Source organism: Actinokineospora alba, from assembly GCF_004362515.1.
Taxonomy (GTDB): domain Bacteria; phylum Actinomycetota; class Actinomycetes; order Mycobacteriales; family Pseudonocardiaceae; genus Actinokineospora; species Actinokineospora alba.
Genome location: NZ_SNXU01000001.1, coordinates 4,328,554 through 4,353,985, shown reverse-complemented (window position 1 = coordinate 4,353,985; position 25,432 = coordinate 4,328,554). Strand labels below are relative to the sequence as shown.

Annotated in this window: 21 protein-coding genes and 1 riboswitch; of the genes, 7 read left to right on the top strand and 14 right to left on the bottom strand. The window is 70.3% G+C overall.

Annotated elements, in window-relative coordinates; genetic code table 11:
- Positions 1–174 precede the first annotated feature (174 nt).
- The 4 genes from C8E96_RS20115 to C8E96_RS20105 all read right to left on the bottom strand — a co-directional run bounded on the left by C8E96_RS20115 (position 175) and on the right by C8E96_RS20105 (position 4,603).
- Positions 175–3,162 (bottom strand): helix-turn-helix transcriptional regulator, encoded by a 2,988-nt coding sequence (locus C8E96_RS20115; protein ID WP_407642641.1) that lies wholly within the window; start codon positions 3,160–3,162, stop codon positions 175–177.
- Between the two features lie 34 nt (positions 3,163–3,196).
- Positions 3,197–3,364, bottom strand: a complete 168-nt coding sequence (locus tag C8E96_RS33410; protein WP_166658056.1) for a hypothetical protein — start codon at positions 3,362–3,364, stop codon at positions 3,197–3,199.
- A gap of 154 nt (positions 3,365–3,518) precedes the next feature.
- Positions 3,519–3,725, bottom strand: coding sequence for a DUF397 domain-containing protein (locus tag C8E96_RS20110; protein ID WP_091374657.1), 207 nt, complete (start codon positions 3,723–3,725; stop codon positions 3,519–3,521).
- Complete coding sequence (locus C8E96_RS20105; protein WP_091374654.1) at positions 3,722–4,603, bottom strand: helix-turn-helix domain-containing protein; 882 nt, start codon at positions 4,601–4,603, stop codon at positions 3,722–3,724. Before C8E96_RS20105 ends, C8E96_RS20110 begins: the two co-directional genes overlap by 4 nt.
- Positions 4,604–4,898: 295 nt before the next feature.
- On the opposite strand from C8E96_RS20105, the gene C8E96_RS20100 reads away from it, so the two are divergent.
- A complete protein-coding gene (locus tag C8E96_RS20100) occupies positions 4,899–5,174 on the top strand; it encodes a hypothetical protein (protein WP_133794597.1) in 276 nt (91 codons plus the stop codon).
- A 37-nt stretch (positions 5,175–5,211) separates the two neighbouring features.
- On the opposite strand, the gene tesB is transcribed toward C8E96_RS20100, so the two are convergent.
- From tesB to C8E96_RS20070, 6 genes are all read right to left on the bottom strand, one after another.
- Complete coding sequence (tesB, locus tag C8E96_RS20095; protein ID WP_091374648.1) at positions 5,212–6,138, bottom strand: acyl-CoA thioesterase II; 927 nt, start codon at positions 6,136–6,138, stop codon at positions 5,212–5,214.
- Between the two features lie 148 nt (positions 6,139–6,286).
- Positions 6,287–7,717, bottom strand: coding sequence for a pyruvate kinase (gene pyk, locus C8E96_RS20090; protein WP_091374645.1), 1,431 nt, complete (start codon positions 7,715–7,717; stop codon positions 6,287–6,289).
- An 88-nt stretch (positions 7,718–7,805) separates the two neighbouring features.
- The gene (locus C8E96_RS20085) at positions 7,806–8,465 is read right to left on the bottom strand and encodes a DUF2461 domain-containing protein (protein WP_091374642.1); all 660 of its coding nucleotides are present in this window, start codon (positions 8,463–8,465) and stop codon (positions 7,806–7,808) included.
- Positions 8,462–9,232 carry an aminotransferase class IV gene (locus C8E96_RS20080; RefSeq protein ID WP_091374639.1) on the bottom strand — a complete coding sequence of 257 codons (771 nt, stop codon included), beginning with the start codon at positions 9,230–9,232 and terminating at the stop codon, positions 8,462–8,464. The genes C8E96_RS20085 and C8E96_RS20080 overlap by 4 nt, the downstream gene beginning before the upstream one ends.
- 68 nt (positions 9,233–9,300) lie before the next feature.
- Positions 9,301–10,233 carry a trypsin-like serine peptidase gene (locus C8E96_RS20075; protein WP_091374636.1) on the bottom strand — a complete coding sequence of 311 codons (933 nt, stop codon included), beginning with the start codon at positions 10,231–10,233 and terminating at the stop codon, positions 9,301–9,303.
- A gap of 100 nt (positions 10,234–10,333) precedes the next feature.
- On the bottom strand, positions 10,334–10,819 hold the full coding sequence (locus tag C8E96_RS20070) for a DUF3558 family protein (RefSeq protein WP_091574654.1): 486 nt from the start codon (positions 10,817–10,819) through the stop codon (positions 10,334–10,336).
- Between the two features lie 14 nt (positions 10,820–10,833).
- On the opposite strand from C8E96_RS20070, the gene C8E96_RS20065 reads away from it, so the two are divergent.
- Complete coding sequence (locus tag C8E96_RS20065) at positions 10,834–12,078, top strand: lipase family protein (RefSeq protein ID WP_228769875.1); 1,245 nt, start codon at positions 10,834–10,836, stop codon at positions 12,076–12,078.
- A gap of 157 nt (positions 12,079–12,235) precedes the next feature.
- Positions 12,236–13,465 carry a lipase family protein gene (locus C8E96_RS20060; protein WP_091374631.1) on the top strand — a complete coding sequence of 410 codons (1,230 nt, stop codon included), beginning with the start codon at positions 12,236–12,238 and terminating at the stop codon, positions 13,463–13,465.
- Here C8E96_RS20060 and C8E96_RS20055 read toward each other — a convergent pair.
- The 4 genes from C8E96_RS20055 to gltB all read right to left on the bottom strand — a co-directional run bounded on the left by C8E96_RS20055 (position 13,462) and on the right by gltB (position 21,699).
- On the bottom strand, positions 13,462–14,955 hold the full coding sequence (locus C8E96_RS20055) for a PstS family phosphate ABC transporter substrate-binding protein (protein ID WP_091374628.1): 1,494 nt from the start codon (positions 14,953–14,955) through the stop codon (positions 13,462–13,464). The genes C8E96_RS20060 and C8E96_RS20055 overlap by 4 nt on opposite strands.
- 96 nt (positions 14,956–15,051) lie before the next feature.
- Entirely contained in the window at positions 15,052–15,531 is a 480-nt protein-coding gene (locus C8E96_RS20050) for a hypothetical protein (RefSeq protein ID WP_133794595.1), read from the bottom strand.
- A gap of 140 nt (positions 15,532–15,671) precedes the next feature.
- A complete protein-coding gene (locus C8E96_RS20045) occupies positions 15,672–17,171 on the bottom strand; it encodes a glutamate synthase subunit beta (protein WP_091374622.1) in 1,500 nt (499 codons plus the stop codon).
- Complete coding sequence (gene gltB / locus C8E96_RS20040) at positions 17,164–21,699, bottom strand: glutamate synthase large subunit (protein WP_091375568.1); 4,536 nt, start codon at positions 21,697–21,699, stop codon at positions 17,164–17,166. The genes C8E96_RS20045 and gltB overlap by 8 nt, the downstream gene beginning before the upstream one ends.
- A 183-nt stretch (positions 21,700–21,882) precedes the next feature.
- A riboswitch (cobalamin riboswitch) is annotated at positions 21,883–22,006 on the top strand.
- 86 nt (positions 22,007–22,092) lie between these two features.
- Between gltB and C8E96_RS20035 the strand changes: the two genes are divergently transcribed.
- Genes C8E96_RS20035 through C8E96_RS20020 form a run of 4 tightly spaced genes read left to right on the top strand, consistent with a single transcriptional unit; the run spans position 22,093 to position 25,379 of the window.
- Positions 22,093–23,022, top strand: coding sequence for an ABC transporter substrate-binding protein (locus tag C8E96_RS20035; protein WP_091374620.1), 930 nt, complete (start codon positions 22,093–22,095; stop codon positions 23,020–23,022).
- Positions 23,019–24,044, top strand: a complete 1,026-nt coding sequence (locus tag C8E96_RS20030) for a FecCD family ABC transporter permease (RefSeq protein WP_228769874.1) — start codon at positions 23,019–23,021, stop codon at positions 24,042–24,044. The genes C8E96_RS20035 and C8E96_RS20030 overlap by 4 nt, the downstream gene beginning before the upstream one ends.
- Positions 24,041–24,835, top strand: a complete 795-nt coding sequence (locus C8E96_RS20025; RefSeq protein WP_091374616.1) for an ABC transporter ATP-binding protein — start codon at positions 24,041–24,043, stop codon at positions 24,833–24,835. Before C8E96_RS20030 ends, C8E96_RS20025 begins: the two co-directional genes overlap by 4 nt.
- Complete coding sequence (locus tag C8E96_RS20020; RefSeq protein WP_133794593.1) at positions 24,825–25,379, top strand: hypothetical protein; 555 nt, start codon at positions 24,825–24,827, stop codon at positions 25,377–25,379. Before C8E96_RS20025 ends, C8E96_RS20020 begins: the two co-directional genes overlap by 11 nt.
- Positions 25,380–25,432 lie beyond the last annotated feature (53 nt).

Sequence of the window (25,432 nt, the reverse complement as noted above, 5' to 3'; positions counted from 1 at the left end):
TGCGCGGGTAAAGCGGGCAGGATAGGGAAACTGCCCCGCGCCGCGAAAGTTTAGGTCCTTCTCCCCCCGAATCAAGGCGAACCACCCAAACAGGCCGTTCTGTTGGGCCCCTTGCGTTTGCGGGTGGATGTTGATGGCCGCTCTGGCTGCCCTAACAGGCATCTGCTGGCGGGCTCAGCCTGCTGTGGGTGACTGTTCGGTGAGCAAGCCGCGTTCGTATGCGACCGCCACTGCTTCCGCGCGCCTGCTCGCGCCCAGCTTCGCCATGATCCGGCTCAAGTGGACGCTCACCGTCTTCTCGCTGATGAACAACTCGTCGCCTACCTGACGGTTTGTCCTTCCCAACGCCACCAACGCCAGCACCGACCGCTCGCGGGGGGTGAACAGGTCCACCTCGTCGCGGGTCTCGACGTTCTCGTCGAGGGACACCCTCCCCCGCCGGGCTGCCTTGCGGACGGCCTCACGCAGCGGTCGGGCGCCGAGGTCGGCCGCCACGGCGTCGGCCAAACGAAGTTCAACCGCTGCTTCGTCGCGGCGGTCGGCGGCGAGTAGGGCCTCGGCCAACCGCCTTCGGCATACCGCCTGCTCGTACACCGCGCCGTAGTCGAAGGTGTCGACCGCGGCTCGCCAGAGTTCGGGGTCGCCTGGGCCGCCGACCCGGCTCAGTTCGGCCTCGGCGCGGGCCAACCACGCTCGGCCTTCAGGGCCCAGGGTGCCGGTGAGGGGACGACCATCCCGCGCGGTGTCGCGGGCGAGGTCGGCCAGGCGCCGGGCTTCGACGGTCGCGAGTTGAGCCGCCTCGGGGTCGCGCCGGGTGGTGGCCGCGGCGGCGAGGTCGGCGTGGGCGGCGATGCCCAGCGCGGACATTCGGATCGCGGCGAGCAGGGTCGGCCCGCCCGCCTGCGCGACCCATTCGAGGGCGTCGCGGACCCACTCGACAGCCCGGTCGGGCCTGCCGCGCCAGGTCGCCAGTTCGGCGCCGACACCGCCCGCCACCAGCGGGATCTGGATGTCGCGGTGCCAGTCCGACCGCAGTTCGTTGACCAGTCGCTCAGCCTCGGCGAAGCGGCCTCGGCCCACGGCGACGTGCGCGCCGACGGCGGCCAGTCGCGCCGAGACGGTGCTGGACACGCGGTGGCCGGGCGGTTCCGCCGCCGCCTCGCTGCCGTCCCAGTCCCCCGCCGCGTACCGCATGACGACCTGCACGACGCGCAGTTCCAAGCCGAAGGCGCTCCACGTGAGGCCGGTTTCGCGAGCGCGGTCGACACCGCCGTCGACGGCGGCGATCGCGTCGGTCAGCAGGCCGTGCTCGTAGAAGTTGATCGCCAGGTAGAACCGGGCACGCAGTTCCACGGTGATCGCCTCGACGGCCGCCGCGCGCCGCATGGCCTCCACGAGCATGTCGCGGGACTCCTCGGCGAGACCGCGGGACTCGGCGAGGATGGCCAGGGTGATCAACCCCTCGGCCGCGGGACCGCCCGCGTCGACCGCCTCCGCCACTTCGATGGCCCGGCGCGCGTGCCCCTCGGCCTCGTCGCGGCGGCGCAGGGCGCGCAGGATGGTCGCGTACGCCGCGAGGACCCACGCCTGGTCCGGGCTGGGCGGCCGGTCCGCGACCAGTGCCCACGCCTTCTCGATGTTCTCCAGCGCCTCCTGCTCACGACCGTCGAGCACATAGAGCGCCTGCGCCAGCCTGCGACGCAGGGTGGCCTGGTGCTCCGGGTCCTCGCCGCGGTCGGCGGCCTTGACGGCGGACCGAGCGAACGCGATGGCCCGCTCCGGGTCGCCGGACGTGCCCGCCACCCACGACGCCCGCCGCAGCAGCGTCAGTTCGCTGATCTCGGGCCGGTCGGCGGCCGGGACCGCCTCCCACAGCTTCAGGGCCCGCTCCAGGTGTTCGAGTGCCTCGGCGGGCGCGCCCTGCCCCTCGGCTTCCTCCGCGGCCTGCACGGACGCGATCAGGGCCGGGCCAAGGGCGTGGCTCTCCATGCTGTGGTGGGCGAGGGCGGCGGCGGTCCCGCAGGTGCCGCACTCCTTCGACAGCTCACGCGCGTACGCGGCGTGCAGCCGGACCCGCTCGCCCGGGAGGAGGTCGCCGTAGACGGTCTCGCGCATCAGCGCGTGCCGGAAGGCGTAGACGTCGCCTTCACCGGGCACGAGCACGTGGTGCTGCACGGCCTCGCGCAGCGCTTCCTCGAGTTCGGTGTCCCCCAGGTCGCTGACCGCGCGCAGCCGGGCGTCCGGCACCCGGCGACCGCCGACGGACGCGGCCCTTACCGCGCTCTGGGCGGCGGGACTGAGGCGTTCGACGCGGGACATGAGGACGTCGACCAGCGTGGTCGGGATGCCCCCGCCCCCCTCGGCAGTCGCGGCGAGGAGTTCCTCGGCGAAGAAGGCGTTGCCCTCAGACCGGCCCGCGACCTCACGCAGCACCGGCTCGCTCAGCCGCTCCTCGGCGAGCGCGGCGACGAACAGGCGGGAGTCGGCGTTGCCGAACGGGGTGAGCTGGATGCGCTCGACCTGCGGGAGCCGGACAAGTTCGGCGAGCAGGGGGCGCAGCGGGTGGCGTCGGTGCAGGTCGTCGCTTCGGTAAGTGCACAGGATGAACAGCTTCTGCCCGCGCAAGCGGGAGAGGAGGAAGGACAGCAGGCTGCGGGTCGACGCGTCGGCCCAGTGCAGGTCCTCCAGGATGACCACGACCGGCGTCTCGCGGGCCAGGTCGTCGAGCACGCCGTGCACGGCGTCGAAGAGCTGCAGCTGGCCGATGTCCTGCTCGGAGCGCGAGCCGCTCGACGGCATGCCCATGCCCGCGGCGAACTGGCCGGGGTCGGGTCCGGCGGGCGCGCCCGCACCGGGGAAAAGCCTGCTCAGGGCGGTCCAGTCACGCACCCGGTCTCGGACCCCGGACAGGGCCTCGGCGATCGGGAGATAAGGCAGGCCCGCCTCGCCGATGTCGAGACAGCGGCCGGTCAGCACCAGCGCGCCCTGCTCGACGGCGAAGGCGGTCACTTCTTCGGTCATTCTCGTCTTGCCGACTCCGGCGTCCCCGGCGAGCAGGACGGCACCGGCCCGGCCGGAGGCGGCCGCGTCGAAGGCGGCGCGCAGACCGCGGAGTTCGCGGCCGCGCGCCACCAGCGGAATTCCAGAACCCAGACGCGGCATGGCTGGCATGGTCGCACAACCCCGGCGCGCTGGATCAGTTGGCCGAACGCTCGCTTGTTCGGGGGCCGCCTAGGTGCAGCACCCGGGTCAGCCAGGACGGTCCGGTGCGCTTGACCTCGTGCAGGTGCAGCCGGCTGGTGAGGTCCCGCGTGCCGTTGCGCCGGTAGTTGACCTCTGCGTTGATGGCCTCGGTGGTCCACATTGTCTGTCTCCTCATCGCTTCGAACTCCAGTGATGAGGAGATTGCCGCTGAGGCGGAGGGCCCGGCATCGGGTGATCACGCAGTCCTGAGCCGCGGACCCCTTACCCGCCGCCGGTCAGGGGCGCACGGCGGCAGGTAAGGGGTCCGTCGTGACTCAGCGAGCGTCGAACTCGTCGCCCTTCAGGGCGCCGACGAACACGCGCCATTCCATGTCGGCGAAAGCCAGGTGCCCGTGCTCCGCGTTCTTGGAGTCACGAACCGCTGTCGCGCTGGTGCCGACCGCGAGCTCGACACAGTCGTTGCCCGCGCCGCTGCGGCTGCTCTTGCGCCATTCCGCGCGGGCAAGCCCAGAAACGGTCACGCCCCGCTCCTCTCATTCTTTCCGGATTCGCGACCCAGCCGATCGGCTGTCCGCTGGACCAGGTCGACGGTGTCATCGGGTTTCAACGCCGCCGCGCGCAAATGGTCGAACATCAACGTATACCGGCGGACATCCGACGGCTGTTCCAAGTAGACACCCGAAGTGGTGTTCTCGACGTAGACGACATCAGGATCGGCCTGTTCGGGGAATCCCAGGATAAGAAACGGGGTTTCCATTCCGGCATGCGCGCCGGTGGCGAACGGGACGACCTGCAGGGTCACGTGCGGCATCGCGGCGGCCTCGGCGAGCCGGTGGAGCTGGGCGCGCATCACCTCGGGTCCGCCGACGACGCGGTGCAGCACGGCTTCGTCGATCACCGCCCAGTACTCGGGCGGGTGCGGGTCGGTGAGCAGCCGCTGCCTGGCCAGCCTGCCCTTGACCCGCTTGTCGATCTCGTCGTCCTCCACGTCGGGGCGGATGGCCCGGATGACGGCGCGGGTGTAGTCCTCGGTCTGCAGCAGGCCGGGGACGAGGAGGGCCTGGTGGGTGTGCAGGAACGCGGCCTCGGACTCCAGCCCGACGAAGGAGCCGGTGAAGACCTCGGTGTAGGCGTGCCACCAGCCCTTCTGCCGGGCCTCCCTGGCGAGCTGGACCAGGGCTTCGCGCCGGTCCTCCTCGATGCCGTAGAGCTCGAGCATGTCGCGCACATCGCGCGGGGTGACGCCGACATGGCCGGTCTCGATGCGGCTGATCTTCGACGCCGAGCATTCGAGTTTGTCGCCGACCTCGTCGATCGTGAGGTTCGCGGCCTCCCGGAATCTCCTCAGTTCACCCGCGAGCCGCCTGCGACGCACTGTCGGGCTGAGGTCTCGCGCCACCTGGTTTCACCTCGTTTCAACTGCGGGCATAACGACCCCGCCCACTGATGGGTGCGACTGGGTCCGCGCACGGCAAGTCTCAATGCTGATCTTGTCGGGCACAAGGGACTCTCCTCCGCGTTTTGCGGTCAGTCTGTGAGCGGCTCACCGGACGCGCCCGTGACGTCACCCGATCGTGTATTGCAACTTGCAGAATGCCGCCGCGACCACGCAGTCTCTTCAGGAAAGAACTCTCTTGCGGCCCGCCGCGCCGCCGACCGGAAGGACCCGGGTGAACGAGTCGATCTTCGGGCACATGGAATCATCGTTACAGGATTATCTGTCCACGCTCAGCACCCGGGCGACGGAAAGCGGTGAGCACGCCGCCGCCGAACTGGCCCGCGGCGAACTCCCCCGCATCGTCTCCGCGCTGCAGGCGCTGTTGGACGAGCACCACCCGGACGCGCAGGGCCGCTGCCCGACCTGCCGCACCCGGCTGTTCACCAAGGCGCCGTCACCGTGCCGCGCCTACCTCACGGCGCACCTGTGCCTGCTGATGACCGAAGAGAGCGAAACCCCGCTCTACCGTTAGAGACCAGCGCTTGAGCAGTGCCGCTCGAGGCGCTTGGTCAGCCGATCCGGATCAGTCCTTCTTGGACGACGGTCGCGATGAGCTCGCCGGACTGGGTGAAGAACCGGCCCGTCGCGAGACCACGTCCACCCGACGCGCTTGGGGAAACGCAGTCGTAGAGGACCCATTCGTCGGCCCGGAACGGCCGGTGGAACCACATGGCGTGATCGAGGCTGGCGCCCATGACGTTGTCGGTGCCCCAGTAGACGCCGTGCCGGGCGAGAATCGCGTCGAGCAGGGTCATGTCTGAGGCGTAGGCGAGCACGCAGACCTGCAGCAGCGGGTCGTCGGGGAGCGTGCCGTCGGCCCGCATCCACACCTGATTGCTCGCCTCCCGCGGCCCGGTGTCGCGCGAAAGCCACGGCGGTTCGGAGACGTAGCGGATGTCGATCGGCCGCGGCCGGTCGGCGATGCGGCCGAACTTGGCCTTCAGCTCCGGGGTCATCAGCTCACCGTGGGTCGGCAAGCCGTCGGGAGCGGGCACGTCCGGCATCTTTTCGGCGTGCTCGACCCCCTGTTCCGCCTTCTGGAACGACGCGGAGAGGGCGAAGATCGCCTTGCCGTGCTGCACAGCGACAACGCGCCGAGTCGTGAAGGAGCGCCCGTCGCGGATCCGGTCGACCTCGTAGACGATCGGCACACTCGGGTCGCCGCCGCGGATGAAGTAGGCGTGCAGCGAATGCACCCCGCGCTCGGGCGGCACCGTCCGCCCGGCGGCGACCAGGGCTTGACCGGCGACCTGCCCGCCGAACACCCGCACCGGCGAATGGCTCGGGCTGACCCCGCGGAAGATGTTCTCCTCGATCTTCTCCAGATCCAGGAGGGCCACAAGCCGGTCGAGAACGGCCTGCCCCCGAGGGACACCGTCAGCCGTCAGCGGCTCCTGGTCCAACGCCTCAGCCGCCGCCCGCGCAACCTCAGTCATCGCTCGACCCTACCCGCGAGTTCAACGTTCAGAACAACGAGTTCAACGTTCAGAACATCGAGACCAACGTTCCCGAGACCGCGAACCCGCGCATGATGTTCTGAACGTTGAACTCGTTGTTCTGAACGTTGAACTCGCGGGTAGCGGGTTAGGCGTGGTCTTCCTCGCCCAGGCGGTGGACGCGGATGAGGTTGGTGGAGCCGACGGTGCCGGGCGGGGAGCCCGCGACGATGACGACCAGGTCGCCGGGCTGGTAGCGGCCCATGGCGAGCATCGAGAGGTCCACCTGCCGGACCATCTGGTCGGTGGAGTCCACCTGGGGCACCAAGAACGTTTCCGTGCCCCAGGTCAGCGCCAGCTGGCTGCGGACGTGGGGTTCCGGGGTGAAGGCCAGCAGCGGCAGCTTCGTGTGGAGTCGCGCGAGCCGCTTGACGGTGTCGCCGGACTGGGTGAAGGCGACCAGGGCCTTGGCGTTGAGGCGTTCGCCGATGTCGCGGGCCGCGTACGAGATCACGCCGCGCTTGGTGCGGGGGACGTGGGTCAGCGGCGGCACGGCGTCCGGGGTGGTCTCGGTCTCGACGGCCTCGATGATCCGGACCATCGTCTGCACCGACTCGACGGCGTAGCGGCCGACGCTGGTCTCGCCGGACAGCATCAGGGCGTCGGCGCCGTCCAGGACCGCGTTGGCGACGTCCGAGGCCTCCGCGCGGGTGGGGCGGGAGTTGTTGATCATCGAGTCGAGCATCTGGGTGGCGACGATGACCGGCTTGGCGTTCTCGCGGGCGATCTGGACCGCGCGCTTCTGCACGATCGGCACGTACTCCAGCGGCAGCTCGACGCCCAGGTCGCCGCGGGCGACCATGATGCCGTCGAACGCCAGGACCACGGCCTCGAGGTTGTCGACCGCCTCCGGCTTCTCCAGCTTGGCGATCACCGGCAGCCTGCGCTTGCCGACCCGGTCCATCACCTGGTGCACCAGGTCGATGTCCGCGGGCGAGCGCACAAAGGACAGTGCGATGAAGTCGACGCCCAGGTGCAGGGCGAACTCGAGGTCCTCGATGTCCTTCTCGGACATGGCCGGGACCGAGACATCCATGCCGGGCAGGGACAGGCCCTTGTTGTTGCTGACCGGGCCGCCCTCGGTGACCTCGCAGACCACGTCCTGGCCGTCGACCTCGAGCACGGTCAGGCCGACCTTGCCGTCGTCGACGAGCAGGCGGTCGCCGGGCTTCGCGTCGTTGGCGAGGCCCTTGTAGGTGGTCGAGACGCGGTCGTGGGTGCCCGCGACGTCCTCGACGGTGATCCGCACGACGTCGCCGGTGTTCCACTGGACGGGACCGCCCGCGAAGGTGCCGAGTCGGATCTTCGGGCCCTGCAGGTCGGCCAGCACACCCACCGCGCGGCCGGCCTCGTCGGATGCGGCGCGCACGAGGTCGTAGACCTCTTTGTGGTCGCTGTGGCTGCCGTGGCTGAAGTTCATCCTGGCCACGTCCATGCCCGCCGCCACGAGCTCACGGAGCTTCTCCGGAGTGGCGGTGGCAGGTCCCATCGTACAAACGATCTTCGCGCGTCGGCTCACGGGAGCAGCTTAGTCCGCCGAGCTTGACCGATCATGATGTACCGACCAGTAAGTTAAGTTTCGATTCAGATTGTTCAGCCTGCGGAGATCAACTGGACACCGCGACGCCAACATGGTCCCTGGCCCATTCGTTGAATGGCCGCAGCTGACGCCACGCCTTGCGCACGCGGTCGAAGCACGCGCGCTCATGCAGGACGTCGTCCGGCTCCCACACACGCACGGCGTAGACCGACCGGTAGCGCAGCAGGTCGATGCGCTCATGATCCTTGTCGTACCCGCGCGGAGCGGACTTCAGCTGGTCGCCCTTGATCTCCCAGCCCGCCCGCTTCAGCGTGGCCAGGATCGACCGCAACCGCTCGCCGTGGATCTCCTCGGCGACCGCGGCGCGGTACCGGGCGAGCTGGTCGGACTCCAGGTGGAAGCAGCCGCCGCCAGTGCGCAGACCCGCCGGGCTGACCTCGACGTAGTAGGCGCCGCCGCCGCGACCGGCCTCGATCACGCCACCGCAGTTGGTCTTGTACGGCGTCTTGTCCTTCGCGAAGCGCACGTCGCGGAACGGCCGGAACACCTTGGGCGCCCCGAACTCGCCGCCGAACTCCTTCTCCAACTCCCCCAGCAGCGCCTGCATCGGCGCGCGGACGTCGGCCTCGTAGGTCGACTTGTTGGCGTCCCAGTACGTCTTGGAGTTGTCGGCGACCAGGCCGTCGAAGAAGTCGATCGCGTACTCGCCGAACCCGTCGAACCTCACACCCGTTCCTCGGGGGTCAGGTCGTGGCTGCGACGCAGCCGGGCCGCGGCCTTCTCGTCGACCTCGTACTCGACCTCGTCGATGACCGAGATCGGCCGGACCGGGCTCAGCGCGTTGGTGGCGAACGCCGCGCGGAAGCCGGACAGCTCCGACATCGCGACCGGCCGCACCTCGTAGTCGAGCCCACTGCGGTTCATCCCGCTCTGAATCAGGCCCATCGCGATGCCCGGCAGCACCGGCGCGCTGGGCCAGACGACCTTGTCGCCGTCGAGGAAGCAGATGTTCCAGGTGGAGCCCTCGCACACCTGGCCGTCCGGATTGACGAACAGCGCGTCGTCAAAGCCCGCCTTGCGGGCGATGCGGCGCTGGTAGAACAGGCCGAACGTGCCGACGTGCTTGACCTGCGGCAGGTCGCGCTGGTAGCCGGCGGTGCGCACGCGCAGCGGCGGGGCGTCGTCGGGCGGCAGGTCGCCGATGGTCACCACGACGTCCGGCTCCACCTCGGCCTCCGGCACCCGCGGGTCGAACTTGGGCCCGAAGACGTTGGCACGCGCGTAAACCGGCTGCGTGCTGCCCTCGATCGCCCGCCGGATCTCGGCGCGGACCAGGTCCTCGGCGATCCCGAGCCCGAACACCACGCGGGCGTCGCGGTCGAGTCTTTCGAGGTGCCGGGCCAGGCCGCGGACCCGGCCGCGGTCGACCCGCATCGAGGTGAAGTGTCCGTAGTTCACCAGGGCCATCGACTGAAGATCATCTTGCGCGCTCATCGCCTGCAGTCTCGCATGCCCGACAAGGAACACGGTCCCGCGGACCACCCCCGCGGGACCGTGTCGCGTCAGCGCGCCTGCGCGGTGTTGTAGAGGTTCTGCGCGTCGGCCCCGAAGTACGGGCCGAACATCCAGGTCGGGAAGAAATTGATCTTGTAGCTGTTGACCGAGTTCTGCACGCCGACGCCGGTTCCCTCGACGAACGACTTGAACCACGGGCCGCCACTGGACCCGCCGGTCATGTTGCAGGTCATGCCGATCCCGTTGCTGAGGAACGCCGAGAACGTCCCACCCGAACAGTAGATCAGCTTGCTGCCGTCATACGGCGACGCCGCCGGGTAGCCGAAGGCGTACATGTTCTGCGACTTGGGCTGGTTGAACGCGATCCCCTGCGCCCCAACGACATCGGTCAGGCTCTGGCCGTTGAGCGGGTTGACGACGGCGGCGCCGACGTCGTAGTTGATGTCCTCACTGGCGTGCCACTGCGGCGTGGCCATCGTCGCCTTCGCCGTCCACGTGCCGTACGGCGCGTTTCCGTTGTTGTAGCCGGGAACGAACACGAAGTTCGCGTGGTAGGCGCCGTCGAGCTTCACGCAGTGCCCGGCGGTCATCACCGTGCTCTTGTTGGCGCTGGTCACCGCATTGCCGCTGCACGAGGCGTTGCGGCCCTGGTAGGTGAAGAACACCCGGCCCACGGTCTTGACCACCGACCCCGACCCGGTCCACGCGCTGCCGCCGTTGGGGTAGGCGGTCGGCGAGATCACCCGCGGCAGACCTTTGGCGACTGTGGACACCAGTCGGGAGGCGTCCACGGTGAGCGCGTCGAGCGGCGTGGCCTCGCGCATCGCCTTCGCCGTCCAGTGGGCGGCGACCGCGCGCGCCTCCGCGGCGGTGTCGGCGGCGAGGTTGACCGCGGGAGCGGCGGTCGCGCTGGGAGCGAACAGGACAGAAGAGACGAGCGCGGCGGCGGCTACAGCAGCCCGGACCAGATGTCGGTTCATGAACAGCCCCTCACGTGGCGTGAATCATCAACAGGGTCACCGAGTTGAAAGTTACTCAGATTCCCGCCGCGACAGATCTGGCTTCCGGGTGAACTTCGATCTACCAGCCGAGCTTGCGCACAGCGGCCGCCAGCGCGGTCGCGGCTTCCGGACACCACTCGGTCTTGTCCGACGCGACCGCGCGCAGGTCGATCGCGACGCCGTCGAGGTCGACCCGGACGTCGCAGGTGTACTCCAGCTCATCCACGACCACGCCCTGACGGCCACCGATATCGATGGCCCGCTTGCCTTCGACCGGCTCGGCTTTCGTCAGCGACAGCCAGACACCGCGGAACTCCCCGTCGCCCCATGCGCACGCGGCGCCCTCGCGCCGGGGAGCGGGAGGCGTGTTGGCCAGGATCGGGCGGACGTCCTCGACCGAGAGCAGCGCGCACGGGTCCACAGCGGAGATGTCCCGGGCGACAGCGGAAGTGGTCGTCGTGGTCGTGGTCGCGGGTGGCGCGGTCGTCGACGGGACCGGGGCGGGAGTGGCACAACCCGACAGGAGGAACATCGCCGTTCCGAGGAGCGTGAGCGTTGATTTCACGCCACGATCCTCCCGTGGCCCTCCGACCGACCCGCCGATGGGGCGCTCTCGCGCTCGCGTTCGGTGCCCTCGTGACAGGCGGCGTGCTCGTCGCACCGGCAACCCAGGCGCAGCAGGACCCGCCGTCGTTCTACGACACCCCGGCGTCCCTCCCGCCGAACAACGGCGACATCGTCCGCGCCGAGGCGATGACGTTCTACCTCGACCCGCTCAAGGTCACGCGGATCGAGGCCGACGTCCACCGGGTCATGTACCGCAGTTCCGACCGCGACGGCACGCCGATCGCGGTGACCGGCACGGTCATCACCCCGCGGACCCCGTGGCTCGGCGCGGGCGAGCGCCCGATCATCGGCTACGCCCCCGGCACCCAGGGCCTTGGCGACCACTGCGCGCCGACCCGTCAGGCGGCGATGGGCACCGAGTACGAGGGCCTGTTCCTCGCCGGGCTGGTGCTGCGCGGCTACGGCATCGCGATGACCGATTACCAAGGTCTTGGCACCGCGGGCGTGCACACGTACATGAACCGGGTCGTGCAGGGCACCGCCGTTCTGGACTCGATCCGCGCGGCGCAGCGGCTGCCCGAGGCGGGCCTGCCCGACGACGGCCCGGTCGCGATCAGCGGCTACTCCCAAGGCGGCGGCGCCTCCGCTTCGGCGGCCGAGCTGCACCCGGCGTACGCCCCGGAACTCGACGTGAAGGGCGCCGTGGCGGGCGCGGTGCCCGCCGACCTGGTCAAGGTCGGGGTCAACATCGACGGCGGCCTCTACGTCGCCTTCCTCGGCTACGCGCTGGCCGGGCTCGCGGCGGGCTACGACATCGACCTGTCGCCGCTGCTCAACGATCGCGGCAAGCAGGTGCTGAGCGAGGTGGAGCAGTACTGCACGATCGAGGCGGTCGCCCGGTTCGCCCTGACCCGCTCGGCGGACCTGACCGTGGACGGCAGGCCGTTCACCGACCACCTGTCCGAACGTCCGGACCTGCAGCGGATCGCCGACGAGCAGACCCTCGGCACGCTCAAGCCGAGCGTGCCCGTGCTGGTCAACCACAGTTGGCTCGACGACGTGATCCCCTTCAAGGTCGGCAAGAAGCTCTCCACCGACTGGTGCGGTCTGGGAGCGAACGTCCGGTTCTCCGCCAACCTCGGCCCGACCCACGTCGGCGGCGCGGTCGCGGCTCAGCCGAAGATCTACCTCTGGCTCGAATCCCGCTTCGCCGGCGTTCCGGCACTGTCGAATTGCCGGAACGTTCCCCTGCCGTAAACGATCTCGAGGCACCCGCGGGCCACTTCCTTAGCGCGGCGAACAGCGCGGACAGTCCGCGCGAACAAAGAACGTTGACACCTCCTGGGACCCAGCTCACAGTCAGGCACACGGGTTACTCGCTGGTAACCGTCCCTGCCGTTTCCAGGAGATCACTGTGACGTTTCGACTCTCCCGCCGCTTAGGGGTCTTGGCCGTCGCCGCGGGCGTGGCCGCCGCCGGGCTGTTGGCCATCCCGAGCGCGAGCGCCCAGCCGTTCTACGAGACCCCGACGACCCTGCCCGCGAACAACGGCGACGTCATCCGCAGCGAGCCCTCGATCTTCTACCTGGACCCGATCAACCTGATCAAGATCGACGCCAACGTGCAGCGGATTCTCTACCGCTCCACGGACCGCACCGGCAAGGCGATCGCGATCAGCGGCACGGTGATCACGCCTAAGTCCGCGTGGTTCGGTGTCGGCGAGCGGCCGATCGTCGGGTACGCGGCAGGCACCCAGGGCCTCGCCGACCACTGCGCGCCGTCGCGGCAGCTGACGGTGGGCACCGAGTACGAGGGCCCGTTCGTGCTCGGCCTGATCACCCGCGGCTACGGCGTGGTCCTCACCGACTACCAGGGCCTCGGCACCGAGGGCATGCACACCTACATGAACCGGGTCGTACAGGGCCACGCCGTCCTCGACTCGATCCGCGCCGCCCAGCGGCTGCCCGCGGCAGGTCTTCCGGCGAACGGGCCGGTCGCGGTGCACGGGTACTCCCAGGGCGGTGGGGCGGCGGCCTCGGCGGCCGAGTTGGCGCCGACCTACGCGCCGGAGCTGAAGCTCAAGGGCGTGTCGATGGGCGCGGTGCCCGCCGACCTGTCCCCGGTCGCCCGCACCCTCGACGGCAGCCTGTACATGGCATTCCTCGGCTACGCGACCTCCGGCTTGGCCGCCGGTTACGGCATCGACATAGACCCGTACCTCAACGCCACGGGTAAGCAGGTCTTCGCCGACGTGGCGGGCAAGTGCACGCTGGAGGCGCTGCCCGCGGCCGCGTTCAAGAAGTCCGCGACGCTGACCGCCGACGGCAAGCCGATCACCGAGCTGCTGGCAACCAACCCGCTGTTCAAGACCGTGATCGATGAGCAGCGAATCGGCCGGATCAAGCCGACCGTCCCGGTGCTGATCTCACACAGCGCACTCGACGACGTGATCCCGTACAGCGTCGGCAAGACCCTGGCGTCGAACTGGTGCGACAAGGACGCCAACGTCCGGCTCGCCCCGAACCTGGGCCCGACCCACGTGGGCGGCGCGGTCGCGAGCTACCCGGGCGCGTTCGCCTGGCTGGAGGCGCGTTTCGCCGGACTGCCCGCGCTGTCGAACTGCTGGGCGGTGCCCTTCCTCTAACGGCAGAGCGTGCCCATGAGGTCCTGTGGGCCGTCCACACAAGGGACGTATCCGGCGCGGCGGAGGATGTTCTTCGCCGCGTCGGAGTTCATGTACTCCAGCAGCGAGTCCACGAGCCTGCCGTTCTGCGGCGGGCCGTAGGTGTAGAGGTACTCGACCGCCCAGAACGGGTAGCCGCGCTTGATCACCGAGTCGAGGTCCGGGTCACGGTCGTCGAGCTTGATCCGGTTGAGGTTGGTGTACTTCGTCGTCGCGCTGACCTCGGCGTAGCCGATGGCGCCGGGCAGCCGGTCGACCTCGTCGAGCTGCGCGGCGGTCGAGTCGTACTCGCAGCGGGTGACCTTCGCGGCCGGGTCGCGGTCGCGGCGGACGCAGTCGTTGGACGACAAGCCGGGTTCGGGCCTGCCCAACACTTTCTCCTCGAACGCCAGCCGGGTGCCCGATCCCCCGCCGCGGCTCACGACGCTGATCGGCAGGTCCGGGCCGCCGACCTGGTTCCAGTTCGTCACGCCGCCGCTGAAGATCGCCTTTACCTGGTCGGCGGTCAATGCGTGCCGCCCGGTGGCCTTGTTGACCACGATCGAGAACGCCACCACGCCCACCGGGTGCGGGGTCAGGTTGTGGTAGTTGCGCGACGCGGGCCCGTCGGACATCACGATGCGGGCCTCGCGCTGCGCCGGGTCGTTGCGGGCGAGGTTGTCGAGTTCGCGCAGCCCGTCGAGGCTGCCGCGGCCCTGCATGGTGACGGACGCAGGCTCGCACTGCTTGAGATAGGTGTCCACAATGTCCTTGGCCACCGGGTCGAACGCGCTGGAGCCGGTGATCTTGACCTCGCCCGCCGCGCAACTGGTCGGGCGCGAGCTCCACGGGCTGCTGATCAGCAGCGCCAGCGACGCCCCCACCAGCAGCATCGCGGTGCCGCCGAGTACCAGACTCCGTTTGCTGGGGCCGTTTCCGGTCGTCGTGTCCCGGACGATCTTCCCGCCGCTGAGGAACCCGACACACGCGACGGACGACTTCTTCTCCGCCTTGCCGGTCAGCAGGACCAGCACCTTGATCCGGTTCTTGCGGTTGAGCGGAACCTTGGGCAGCACCAGTTCGGTGTCCCCCACCGGCGGCCACGCCTTGTCCCTGGCGACGATCCGCATGAGCGTGTCGTCGGCCTCGATCACCTTCGCGTCGACCACCCGCCTGCCGCCGAACTCCAGCGTCAGCGGCTCACGGAAGTCATCCTCGCGGATCTCCTGGCTGCCGGTGTTCATGATGCGCACCAGCGCGAAGCTCGGGTCCTTGACGACCTCGCCCTGGTAGCGCCACTCGACCTCGATCTCGCCGCCGTGCGCGGGCGTCACCCCGACCGGAGTGTCCAAATGGACCCGGTAGCTGATGCGCTTTCGCTTGAGCCACAACGCGGCCAGATAGCCGACCACCGAGGCCGCGAGACCCGCGAGCCCGACCGTCGCTTCCAGATTGTTCGACACCCAGGACATCGCAGGCGCCACCTCCTTGGCACACCGTAGAAAGCACGGCGGGCCGCGAAGATCGGCTTCACCCGACGTTCGCCCGATGTTCAGCGTCGCGCGCGGTCAGTAGACCAGTTGCCAGCGTGGCGGTTCACCCGGACTGTCGCTGCGGCAGACCACCGCGCGGAAACCCACGAACGCGAGCGCCCCTGGGGGGTCGCACTCTTCGCCGACGGTGACCGAGCCAGGTGCGGGCTTCTTCGTCCTGGTCGGACGCGTCGTGGTCGTGGTCGTCGTCGGAACCACAGTCGCGGGCGGACCCGCGAGGACGGTCGAGGCGACCGGCGGTGGCGGCGAGGAGACCGACGGCTGCGCGGGCGGGTCGCCTGGTTCGACTGTCGTCGTGGGAGTGGTCGTGGCGACCGGCCTGCGCGTGTCGGCACCGGCGGGCTGCGGCCGCGGACTGTCCGACAGCACCGAAACAATCCCGGCGACGATTCCCACGGCGACGACGAACGCGCCGATCTTGAGACTGATCAGCACCCCGTCCCGCTTCTCCGGCTTGCGGTGGCGGGCGCGGGGCGATCCGTCGGGCTCAGGCATGCCGCCGTCCTGGACGGGCGGTATCACCGTGGACATGGTCCCCCGAGTACGCGATGGCCAATTTGGTTTCAAGACCATAACGCACCGCTGTGCCTGCTTGGCAATACCACGATCTTATGACAAATGCGGTCACTCAGCGTTCATCGAACGGTGAGTGGAAGCGCTGTCGGGTGGACCGGAGAGGGCAAATCGGACGCGCCGGTGAGATAGGTATCGACTGAGTGGGCCACCGACCGGCCCTCCGCGATCGCCCACACCACGAGCGACGCGCCGCGGTGGGCGTCGCCGCAGACGAACACGCCCGGGGCGGCCTGCCAGTCCTGTCCGCACGACAGCGTTCCGCGCGGGGTCAGCGACAGGCCGAGGCCGCCGAGCAGGGGCATGTGCTCCACCCCTTCGAAGCCGATGGCCAGCAGAACCATGTCGGCGGGCAGCACGTGCACGTCGTCGGTGACCGGCACGACCTGCCGGATGCCGTCGATGCGGCGGACCTCGACCTCGCGCAGCTGCACGGAGGTCAGGTTGCCGTCGGAGTCGCCGACGAACCGCTCGACGGCGACGGCGAACCGGCGGGTGCCGCTCTCCTCGTGCGCCGGGTAGGTCCGCAGGATCCACGGCCACACCGGCCACGGCGAGACCTCGTCGTCGCGCGTCTCGGGCGGGCGCGGGTACTGGTCCAACTGGGTGACCGACGCCGCGCCCTGGCGGGTGGCGGTGCCGTAGCAGTCGGCGCCGGTGTCGCCGCCGCCGATGATGACCACGTGCTTGCCGCGCGCGTCGATCGGCGTCGGGCCGTCGCCCTCGACCTCCTTGTTGGCAGGCACCAAGTGGTCCATGGCCAGGTGCACGCCGCGCAGCTCGCGGCCGGGGACCTCGGGGGCGTCGCGGCCGCGCAGCGCGCCGACGGCCAGCACGACCGCCGCGTGCCGCTCCCGCAGCTGCTCGACGGTCAGGTCGACGCCCACCTCGCAGCCGGTCACGAACCTCGTGCCCTCGGCGCGCAGCTGGGCGAGCCTGCGGTCGAGGACGCGCTTCTCCATCTTGAACTCGGGGATGCCGTAGCGCAGCAGGCCGCCGAGGCGGTCGTCGCGTTCGTACACGGTGACGTCGTGGCCTGCCCGCGTGAGCTGCTGGGCGGCGGCAAGACCGGCCGGGCCTGAGCCCACAACCGCGACCGAGCGGCCGGAGGACACAGTGGACACCTGGGGCTTGACGTCGCCGCGTTCCCAGGCGACGTCGGCGATGGTGTTCTCCACCCGCTTGATCGTCACCGCTCCCCCGGCGTCCGGGGTGATCGCCAGGACGCACGCCGACTCGCACGGCGCGGGGCACAGGCGGCCGGTGAACTCCGGGAAGTTGTTGGTGGCGTGCAGCCGTTCGCCCGCGAGTGCCCAGTCCCCTTGGCGGACCAGGTCGTTCCACTCGGGGATGAGGTTCCCGAGTGGACAGCCGGCGCTCACCGAGTGGCAGAACGGGATGCCGCAGTCCATGCAGCGGGTCGCCTGCCCGCGGACCTGCTTGTCGCGCTCGGCCGGGTCCAGGTCGGCGTAGACCTCGCGCCAGTCGCCGAGCCGGTCGGCGACCGGCCGCTTCGGCGCGTCCTTGCGTGGCTGCTTGAGGAAACCGGTCGGATCAGCCACGGGACGCCTCCATCACGGCTTCGTCGACATCGCGGCCCTCGACCCGGGCGATCCGCATCGCCTCCAGCACGCGCTGGTAGTCGCGGGGCATGACCTTGGCGAACGCGGCGGCGCGGCGGGTCCAGTCGCCCAGCAGCGAGGCGGCGACCGCGGAGCCGGTGGCCTTGTGGTGTTTGGCGACGATCTCGCGCAGCCAGCGCAGGTCGTCGAAGCCGGGTCGCTGGATCTCGACCATCGCCGGGTTGACCTTCGCCGGGTCCAGGGCGAGCACGTAGCCGATGCCGCCGGACATTCCCGCGGCGAGGTTGCGCCCGGTCTTGCCGAGCACCACCGCACGTCCGCCGGTCATGTATTCGAAGGCGTGGTCGCCCACACCTTCGGCGACGATCACGGCGCCGGAGTTGCGCACCCCGAACCGCTCGCCCACGCATCCGCGCAGGAAGACCTCACCGCTCGTGGCGCCGTAGGCGATGACGTTGCCCGCGATCACCTGGCGCTCGGCGGCGAACGGCGCCTCCGGGTGCGGGCGGACGATGATCCGGCCACCGGACAGCCCCTTGCCGACGTAGTCGTTGGCGTCACCGACCAGGTCCAGGGTGATTCCCTTGGGCAGGAAGGCGCCCAGCGACTGGCCTGCCGACCCGGTCAGTGTCACGTGGACGGTGTCCTCGGGCAGGGTGTCGCCGTAGCGGCGGGTGACCTCCGCGCCGAGCAGGGTTCCGACCGTGCGGTTCACGTTGCGCACCGGCAGTTCCAGGCGCACCGGGAGGGCGTCCTCCAGGGCGGGTTCGGCCAGCCGCATCATCGTCCGGTCCAGCGCCTCGGCCAGGCCGTGGTCCTGGGCCCGCACCCGCCTGCGGGCGCCGCTGACCGGCGCCACCTCGAAGACCGGGGCGAGGTTCATGCCCTCGGTCTTCCAGTGCGACACGGCCTTGTCGACGTCGAGCAGTTCGGCGTGGCCGACTGCGTCGTCGATCGTGCGGAAGCCCAACGCGGCAAGGTGTTCGCGGACTTCCTGGGCGACGAACCGGAAGTAGTTGACGACGTGCTCGGCCTGGCCTGTGTAGCGCTTGCGCAGCACGGGGTTCTGCGTGGCGACGCCGACCGGGCAGGTGTCGAGGTGGCAGACCCGCATCATCACGCAGCCCGCCACGACCAGCGGCGCGGTGGCGAAGCCGAACTCCTCGGCGCCCAGCAGCGCGGCCACGATCACGTCCCGGCCGTTCTTGAGCGCGCCGTCGACCTGCACGGTGATCCGGTCGCGCAGGCCGTTGAGCATCAGCGTCTGCTGGGTCTCGGCGAGGCCGATCTCCCACGGTGTGCCCGCGTGCTTGAGCGAGTTGAGCGGCGAGGCGCCGGTGCCGCCGTCGTGTCCCGAGATCAGCACGACGTCGGCGTGCGCCTTCGAGACCCCGGCCGCGACCGTGCCGACGCCTGCTTCGCTGACCAGCTTCACGTGGACGCGGGCGTTCTCGTTGGCGTTCTTCAGGTCGTGGATCAGCTGGGCGAGGTCTTCGATGGAGTAGATGTCGTGGTGCGGCGGCGGCGAGATCAGGCCGACGCCCGCGGTGGAGTGCCGGGTGCGCGCGATCCACGGGTAGACCTTGTTGGGCGGGAGCTGGCCGCCCTCGCCGGGTTTCGCGCCTTGGGCCATCTTGATCTGGATGTCGTCGGCGTGCACGAGGTACTCGCTGGTGACGCCGAACCGTCCACTCGCGACCTGCTTGATCGCCGAGCGCCTGCGCGGGTCGTGCAGGCGGTCCGGGTCTTCGCCGCCCTCGCCGGTGTTGGACCGGCCGCCGATGCTGTTCATCGCGATGGCCAGCGTCTCGTGCGCCTCGGCGGAGATCGACCCGTAGGACATGGCGCCGGTGTTGAAGCGGCGCAGGATCGACTCGACCGGCTCGACCTCGTCGATCGGGATCGGCGTGCGGCCCTCGGTCTTCATCGCGAACATCCCGCGCAGCGCGCCGCCCTCGCGGTTGAGGCGGTCGACCTCGGCGGAGTACTCGCGGTAGACGTCCTCGCGGCCGGTCTTCGTCGCGTGCTGCAACAGGAAGACCGTCTCCGGGGTGAACAGGTGCAGCTCGCCCTCGCGGCGGTAGGCGTACTCCCCGCCCACCTCCAGCCGCCGGTACACCCGGTCGGTCGGGTTCTCCGGGTGCGCCCGGCGGTGCCTGCTCTGGGACTCGCGGGCGATCACGTCGAGGCCGACGCCGCCGAGCTTGGACAGGGTGCCGGTGAAATACTCGTCGAGCACGTCCTGGGCCAGGCCGAACGACTCGAAGACCTGCGCGGCGGTGTAGGCGCCGACGGTCGAGATGCCCATCTTGGACATGATCTTGAGGACGCCCTTGACGAGGGCCTGCACGTACCGGCGGATCGCGGTGCGCGGCTCGACGCCGGTGATGGCGCCGTGGGTGATCAGGTCCTCGATCGTCTCGAACGCCAGGTACGGGTTGACCGCCGCCGCGCCATAGCCGAGCAGCAGCGCGATGTGGTGCACCTCGCGGGCGTCGCCGCTCTCCACGACCAGCGCGACGCGCAGCCGCTCCTTGGTGCGCACGAGGTGGTGGTGGACCGCGGAGACCAGCAGCAGCGACGGGATCGGCGCCATCCGGTGGTCGGAGTCGCGGTCGGACAGGACCAGGATGCGCGCGCCCGCCTCGATCGCGGCCGACGCCTCGCGGCGGACGCGTTCGATGGCCGAGGCGAGCGCCGCGCCGCCGCCGTCCACCTCGTACAGTCCACTCAGGACAGTGCTGGCGTAGCCAGGGAGGTCGCCGTCGTCGTTGACGTGGATGAGCTTCGCCAGCTCGTCGTTGTCGATGACCGGGTACGGCAGCTGGATGTGCCTGCAGGAGGCCGGTCCGGGCTCCAGCAGGTTCTGCTCCGGGCCCATGATGCGGCGCACCGAGGTGACGATCTCCTCGCGGATCGCGTCCAGCGGCGGGTTGGTCACCTGGGCGAAGTTCTGCTTGAAGTAGTCGTAAAGCAGCCGCGACCGCTGCGACAGCGCGGCGGGTGGGGTGTCGGTGCCCATGGAGCCGATCGGCTCGGCGCCGGTGATCGCCATGGGCGTGAGGAGGATCTTCACTTCCTCCTCGGTGTAGCCGAAGGTGACCTGACGGCGCTGCACCGACTCGTGCGTCTGCACGACGTGCTCGCGGTCGGCCAGGTCGGCGATCTTGAGCAGGCCCGCGTGCAGCCACTCCTCGTACGGGAGCTGGTCGGCCAGCTCGGACTTGACCTGGTCGTCGTCGACGATCAGACCCGCCTCGGTGTCGACCAGGAACATCCGGCCCGGCTTGAGCCGTCCCTTGGCGACGACCTCGCTGGGCGGGACGTCGAGCACGCCGGTCTCGCTGGCCAGCACGATCCGGTCGTCCTTGGTGCGCCACCAGCGCGCGGGCCGCAGGCCGTTGCGGTCGAGCACCGCGCCCACGAGCGTGCCGTCGGTGAACGTGACGCAGGCCGGGCCGTCCCACGGCTCCATCAGGCTGTTGTGGAACCGGTAGAACGCACGGCGCTTCGGATCCATGGTGGCGTGGTTCTCCCACGCCTCCGGGATCATCATCAGCACCGCGTGCGGCAGCGAGCGCCCGCCCAGGTGCAGCAGCTCCAGCACCTCGTCGAAGGACGCCGAGTCCGAGCCGTTGGGGTCGACGATCGGGTAGAGCCTGGTCAGGTCGCCGGGGATGCGGTCCGACGCCAGCAGCGCCTCACGGGCACGCATGCGGTTGCGGTTGCCGCGGACGGTGTTGATCTCACCGTTGTGCGCGACGTAGCGGAACGGGTGCGCCAGCGGCCACGACGGGAAGGTGTTGGTCGAGAACCGGCTGTGGACCAGGGCGATGGCGCTGGTGAGCCGCTCGTCGCGCAGGTCGGCGAAGAACGCGGGGACCTGCGCGGTCGTCAGCATTCCCTTATAGACCAGGGTGCGTGAGGACAGCGACGGGAAGTAGATCTCGCTGCCCGCGTGCTCGACCCGCTTGCGCAGGCAGTACACGTGGCGATCCAGCTCGATGCCGGCGAGATCGGACTCGGCGGCCTCGAGGAACGGCATGGCGAAGTGGGGCATCACCGACAGCGCGGTCGGCCCCAGGCCCGCACCCACCGGGTCGACCGGGACGTCGCGCCAGCCCAGCACGCGCAGCCCCTCTTCCTCGGCGATGCGCTCGACCAGCTCGACGGCCTTCGCGCGGTCGTCGGCGTCGGCGGGCAGGAAGGCCAGGCCCGTGGCGTAGCGGTTCCTGCCGAGTTCGTCGGGCTCGGGCAGCTCGAACCCCGCTTCGGCGCGCAGCAACTCATCCGGCAGTTGCACGAGGATGCCCGCGCCGTCACCGCTCGTCGGCTCCGCGCCCGCGGCGCCCCGGTGTTCGAGGTTGGCCAGGGCGGTGAGGGCGTCGGTGACGATGGCGTGGGACCGGCGGCCGTGGATGTCGGCCACCATCGCCACGCCACAGGCGTCGCGCTCCGCTGCCGGGTCATAGAGGCCCATAGGCGACGGGAGTGCGGAAAAGATCATGCTGCGCCGGCCTTCCACTGTCTTCATTCGCGCTCAGGAGCTTCGTTGATGGTGACTGAACGAAGCCACTCTGGCGCGGGACGGCAGCGGCCCGCGGGTCACCCGAGTTTAACAGTCCTGAAACGAGTCAGCCTGGGCACACGGGGTAGGTCGGCCCAACGGCTGCTAGCGTCAGCGGGCCGGGCGGTTACGCCGTTCGGCGGCGTGCGCGGAAAGCGAAGTCCGGTGCGAATCCGGCGCTGTCCCGCAACTGTGATGGCCCCTCCGGGAGCCGAGCCAGGTCGCCTGCCGACGCACGCCGACGCCTTCCGCCCCCGGCGCAGGGGTGCGGCGTCGCGACCGCGTCGAGCGGCGGCGGCCCGTGCCCGGCCCGGCCCACGACTCGAGGTTCAGATGACCCCGCAGACCCCCAGACGCGCGCGACGTCTGGCACTCGCCCTGGTCGGCGCGCTCGCCATCGCAGGCTGCGCCACCCGCGCCCCGGAGCCCGCGCCCGCCCCGGCCGCCGACACCTTCCCGGTGACGGTGACCGCGCCCGACGGCAAGCCGCTGACGCTGGAGCGCAAGCCCGAGCGGATCGTGTCGCTCTCGGCGAGTGCCACCGAGACGCTGTTCGCCATCGGCGCGGGCAAGCAGGTCGTCGCGGTCGACGAGCAGTCGAACTACCCGCCCGAGGCGCCCAAGACCACGCTGTCGGGCCTGACGCCGAACGTCGAGGCCATCGCGGGCCACACGCCGAACCTGGTGATCGCCTCCGGCGACGCGGGCGACATGGTCGCGGGCCTGGGCAAGCTGGGCATCCCCGTGCTGATCCTGCCCGCGGCGAAGAACCTCGACGACGTCTACGCGCAGTTCGAACTGGTCGGAAAGGCCACCGGCAACGCGGCGCAGGGCGCGGACCTGGCGCGGCGGACCAAGGAGGACATCGCGAAGATCGTCCACGACACGCCCAAGACCGATACGCCGCGCAGCTACTACCACGAACTCGACACCGACCTGTACTCCGTGACGTCCAAGACGTTCATCGGCAAGGTCTACGGCCTCTTCGGGATGACCAACATCGCCGACGCGGCCGACACCGACGCGAGCGGGTACCCGAAGCTGTCGGCGGAGTACGTGATCAAGGCCAACCCCACGCTGATCTTCCTCGGCGACACGAAGTGCTGCGGCCAGACCGCGGAGACGGTGGCGCTGCGGCCCGGCTGGAACACGATCGACGCGGTGACGAAGAACCGCGTGGTCGCGCTCGACGACGACCTGGCGTCGCGCTGGGGCCCGCGGATCGTCGACCTGGTCCGCGCCGTGGCCGACGCGCTCAAGTGACCCGCGCGCGGCTCACCCCGGCGGTCCTGGCCACGGCGCTGCTGGTGCTGGTGGCCTCGATCGTCGTGTCCACCCTGCTCGGCGCGGCCGGGCTGGGGTGGACGCGGGTGATCCGCGAGATCGTCGCCCAGCTCACCGGGGGTGTCTCGCCGCTCAGCGAGCGGGAGGCGGCGATCGTGTGGCAGGTCCGGTTCCCGCGCGTGCTGCTGGCCGGGCTGGTGGGGGCGGCGCTGGCCGTGTCCGGCGCCGCCTACCAGGGGGTCTTCCGCAATCCGCTGGCCGATCCGTATCTGCTGGGCGCGGCCGCGGGGGCGGGGATGGCGGCCACGCTGGTCGTCGTCACGGCACCGTCGGCGGCGGGCTGGATCATCGGACCGCTGCCGCTCGCGGCGTTCGCGGGGGCGCTCGGCGGGGTCGGGCTGACCTGGGTGCTGGGCCGCTCCGCGGGCGGCGGCACGGCGATCCTGTTGCTGTCCGGGATCGCGGTGGCGGCGTTCCTGACCTCGATCCAGACGTTCGCGCAGCAGCTCAACACGGACACGATCAAGCAGGTCTACACGTGGATGCTGGGCGGGCTGAACACCAGCGGATGGCACGAGGTGCTGCTGACGCTGCCCTACATCACGGTGTCGGCCATCGTGCTGTGCCTGTGCGGGCGGCTGCTCGACGTCCTCGCGGTCGGGGACGAGGAAGCGGCCTCCCTGGGCATCCGGCCCGGCCGGGTGCGGGTGATCGTGCTGCTCGCGGCGTCGCTGGCCACCGCGGCGGCGGTCGCGGTGAGCGGGCTGATCGGGTTCGTGGGGATCGTGGTCCCGCATGTCGTGCGGCTGCTGGCCGGGTCCAGCTACCGGGTGGTGGTGCCGCTGTCACTGGTCGGCGGGGCGGTGTTCCTGATCGTCGCCGACCAGGTGGCGCGGACCATCGTCGCGCCTGCCGAGCTGCCGATCGGGGTGATCACCGCGTTCACCGGTGCGCCGTTCTTCCTGCTGGTGCTGCGGATGAACCGGGAGCGCGTGCGATGACGCTGGAGCTTCGCGACGTCACCGCCGGGTACGGCGGGCGGCCTGCGGTGTCGGGGGTGTCGGTCGAGGTGCCCGCGGGCAGCTGGCTGGCCGTGATCGGACCGAACGGGGCGGGCAAGTCGACGCTGCTCAAGTCCATCGCGGGGCTGGTGCCCAGCCAGGGCGCGATCACCCTGAACGGGCTCACCACGTCGTCGATGGCCGCGCGCGACCGGGCTCGCGCCATCGGGTACGCGCCGCAGACGCCGTTGATCCCGGAGGGCCTGTCGGTCACCGACTACGTCCTGCTGGGGCGGACACCGCATCTGGCGACCCTGGCCCGTGAGGGGCCGCGCGACCTGGCCGTGGTCACCCAGGTGCTGGCCCGGCTCGACCTGGCCTCGCTGGCCGGGCGGCGGCTGCGCACCCTGTCCGGCGGCGAGCGGCAGCGGGCGGTGCTGGCCAGGGTCCTGGCCCAGCAGGCGGGCCTGCTCCTGCTCGACGAGCCGACCACCGGGTTGGACATCGGGCACGCCCAGGCCCTGCTGGAACTCGTCGACCGCCTGCGCGCGGAGGACGGGACCACGGTGGTCAGCACCCTGCACGACCTGACCCTCGCCGCCCAGTACGCCGACCGGCTCCTGCTGCTGGACGCGGGCACGCCGGTCGCGGCGGGGACACCGCACGAGGTCTTGCGCGCGGACCTGATCGCCCAGCACTACGACGCCACGGTCGAAGTGTTATCCACAGGCCAAGGTCATCCCGTAGTCGTGCCCGCACGTCCCGTGACACACTCGGCGCATGGGGAATAAGCGGCTGGGGGCCGCGCTCGCAGTGATCATCGGTGTCTTGGTGGCCGCCATGGGGCTGTGGGCGTGGGCGGGCGGGACACCGACCCAAGCGGGCTCGGACGGCCCACTCTCATCGACCGCGCCGGTGCCGACGACCACCACTGATCCAGTGGCGAGCCGGGCGGTCGGCGGCACGGCGTACCAGGGCGATGGCCCACCGAACTGGAAAGACAACCGCGGTCACCTGCAGCCACGGGAACTGACGCCGGAAACCCGCACTCTGCTGGAGACGAAGGCCGTCGAGGTCCACACAGCGCTCGACCGCCTGCGCGCCCCCGAGTTACCACGCGCGGCGGCGGTCGAGGAGGCCCTGGTCGCCCTCGGCTACCCCGCCGACTCGGTCTTCGCCGAAGACGTGGCGGCGGCGTCGGACCAGCGGGCGGTCGTCTTCGGCATCTCGACGTCGGGGGGCTGCGTCAAAGGTTCGGTGCTGCCGTCCCAGACGCGGGTAGAGGTGGACGGCCTGATCCCCGATTGGGGATGCCGCACACCCCAAACCCACTAGCAACGTCGAGGTCGGCACTTACAACGAGGACCGCCCCCACCCGACTGCGCGGG

What these genes read in the sequence shown, in the direction of transcription:
- C8E96_RS33410 (WP_166658056.1), bottom strand. Translation starts at nt 3,364, where the DNA reads ATGTGGACCACCGAGGCCATCAACGCAGAGGTCAACTACCGGCGCAAC.
- C8E96_RS20080 (WP_091374639.1), bottom strand. Translation starts at nt 9,232, where the DNA reads ATGAGCGCGCAAGATGATCTTCAGTCGATGGCCCTGGTGAACTACGGA.
- C8E96_RS20055 (WP_091374628.1), bottom strand. Translation starts at nt 14,955, where the DNA reads ATGTCCTGGGTGTCGAACAATCTGGAAGCGACGGTCGGGCTCGCGGGT.
- C8E96_RS20115 (WP_407642641.1), bottom strand. Translation starts at nt 3,162, where the DNA reads ATGCCGCGTCTGGGTTCTGGAATTCCGCTGGTGGCGCGCGGCCGCGAA.
- C8E96_RS20100 (WP_133794597.1), top strand. Translation starts at nt 4,899, where the DNA reads ATGGAATCATCGTTACAGGATTATCTGTCCACGCTCAGCACCCGGGCG.
- tesB (WP_091374648.1), bottom strand. Translation starts at nt 6,138, where the DNA reads ATGACTGAGGTTGCGCGGGCGGCGGCTGAGGCGTTGGACCAGGAGCCG.
- C8E96_RS20025 (WP_091374616.1), top strand. Translation starts at nt 24,041, where the DNA reads ATGACGCTGGAGCTTCGCGACGTCACCGCCGGGTACGGCGGGCGGCCT.
- C8E96_RS20035 (WP_091374620.1), top strand. Translation starts at nt 22,093, where the DNA reads ATGACCCCGCAGACCCCCAGACGCGCGCGACGTCTGGCACTCGCCCTG.
- C8E96_RS20050 (WP_133794595.1), bottom strand. Translation starts at nt 15,531, where the DNA reads ATGCCTGAGCCCGACGGATCGCCCCGCGCCCGCCACCGCAAGCCGGAG.
- gltB (WP_091375568.1), bottom strand. Translation starts at nt 21,699, where the DNA reads ATGATCTTTTCCGCACTCCCGTCGCCTATGGGCCTCTATGACCCGGCA.
- C8E96_RS20075 (WP_091374636.1), bottom strand. Translation starts at nt 10,233, where the DNA reads ATGAACCGACATCTGGTCCGGGCTGCTGTAGCCGCCGCCGCGCTCGTC.
- C8E96_RS20020 (WP_133794593.1), top strand. Translation starts at nt 24,825, where the DNA reads ATGGGGAATAAGCGGCTGGGGGCCGCGCTCGCAGTGATCATCGGTGTC.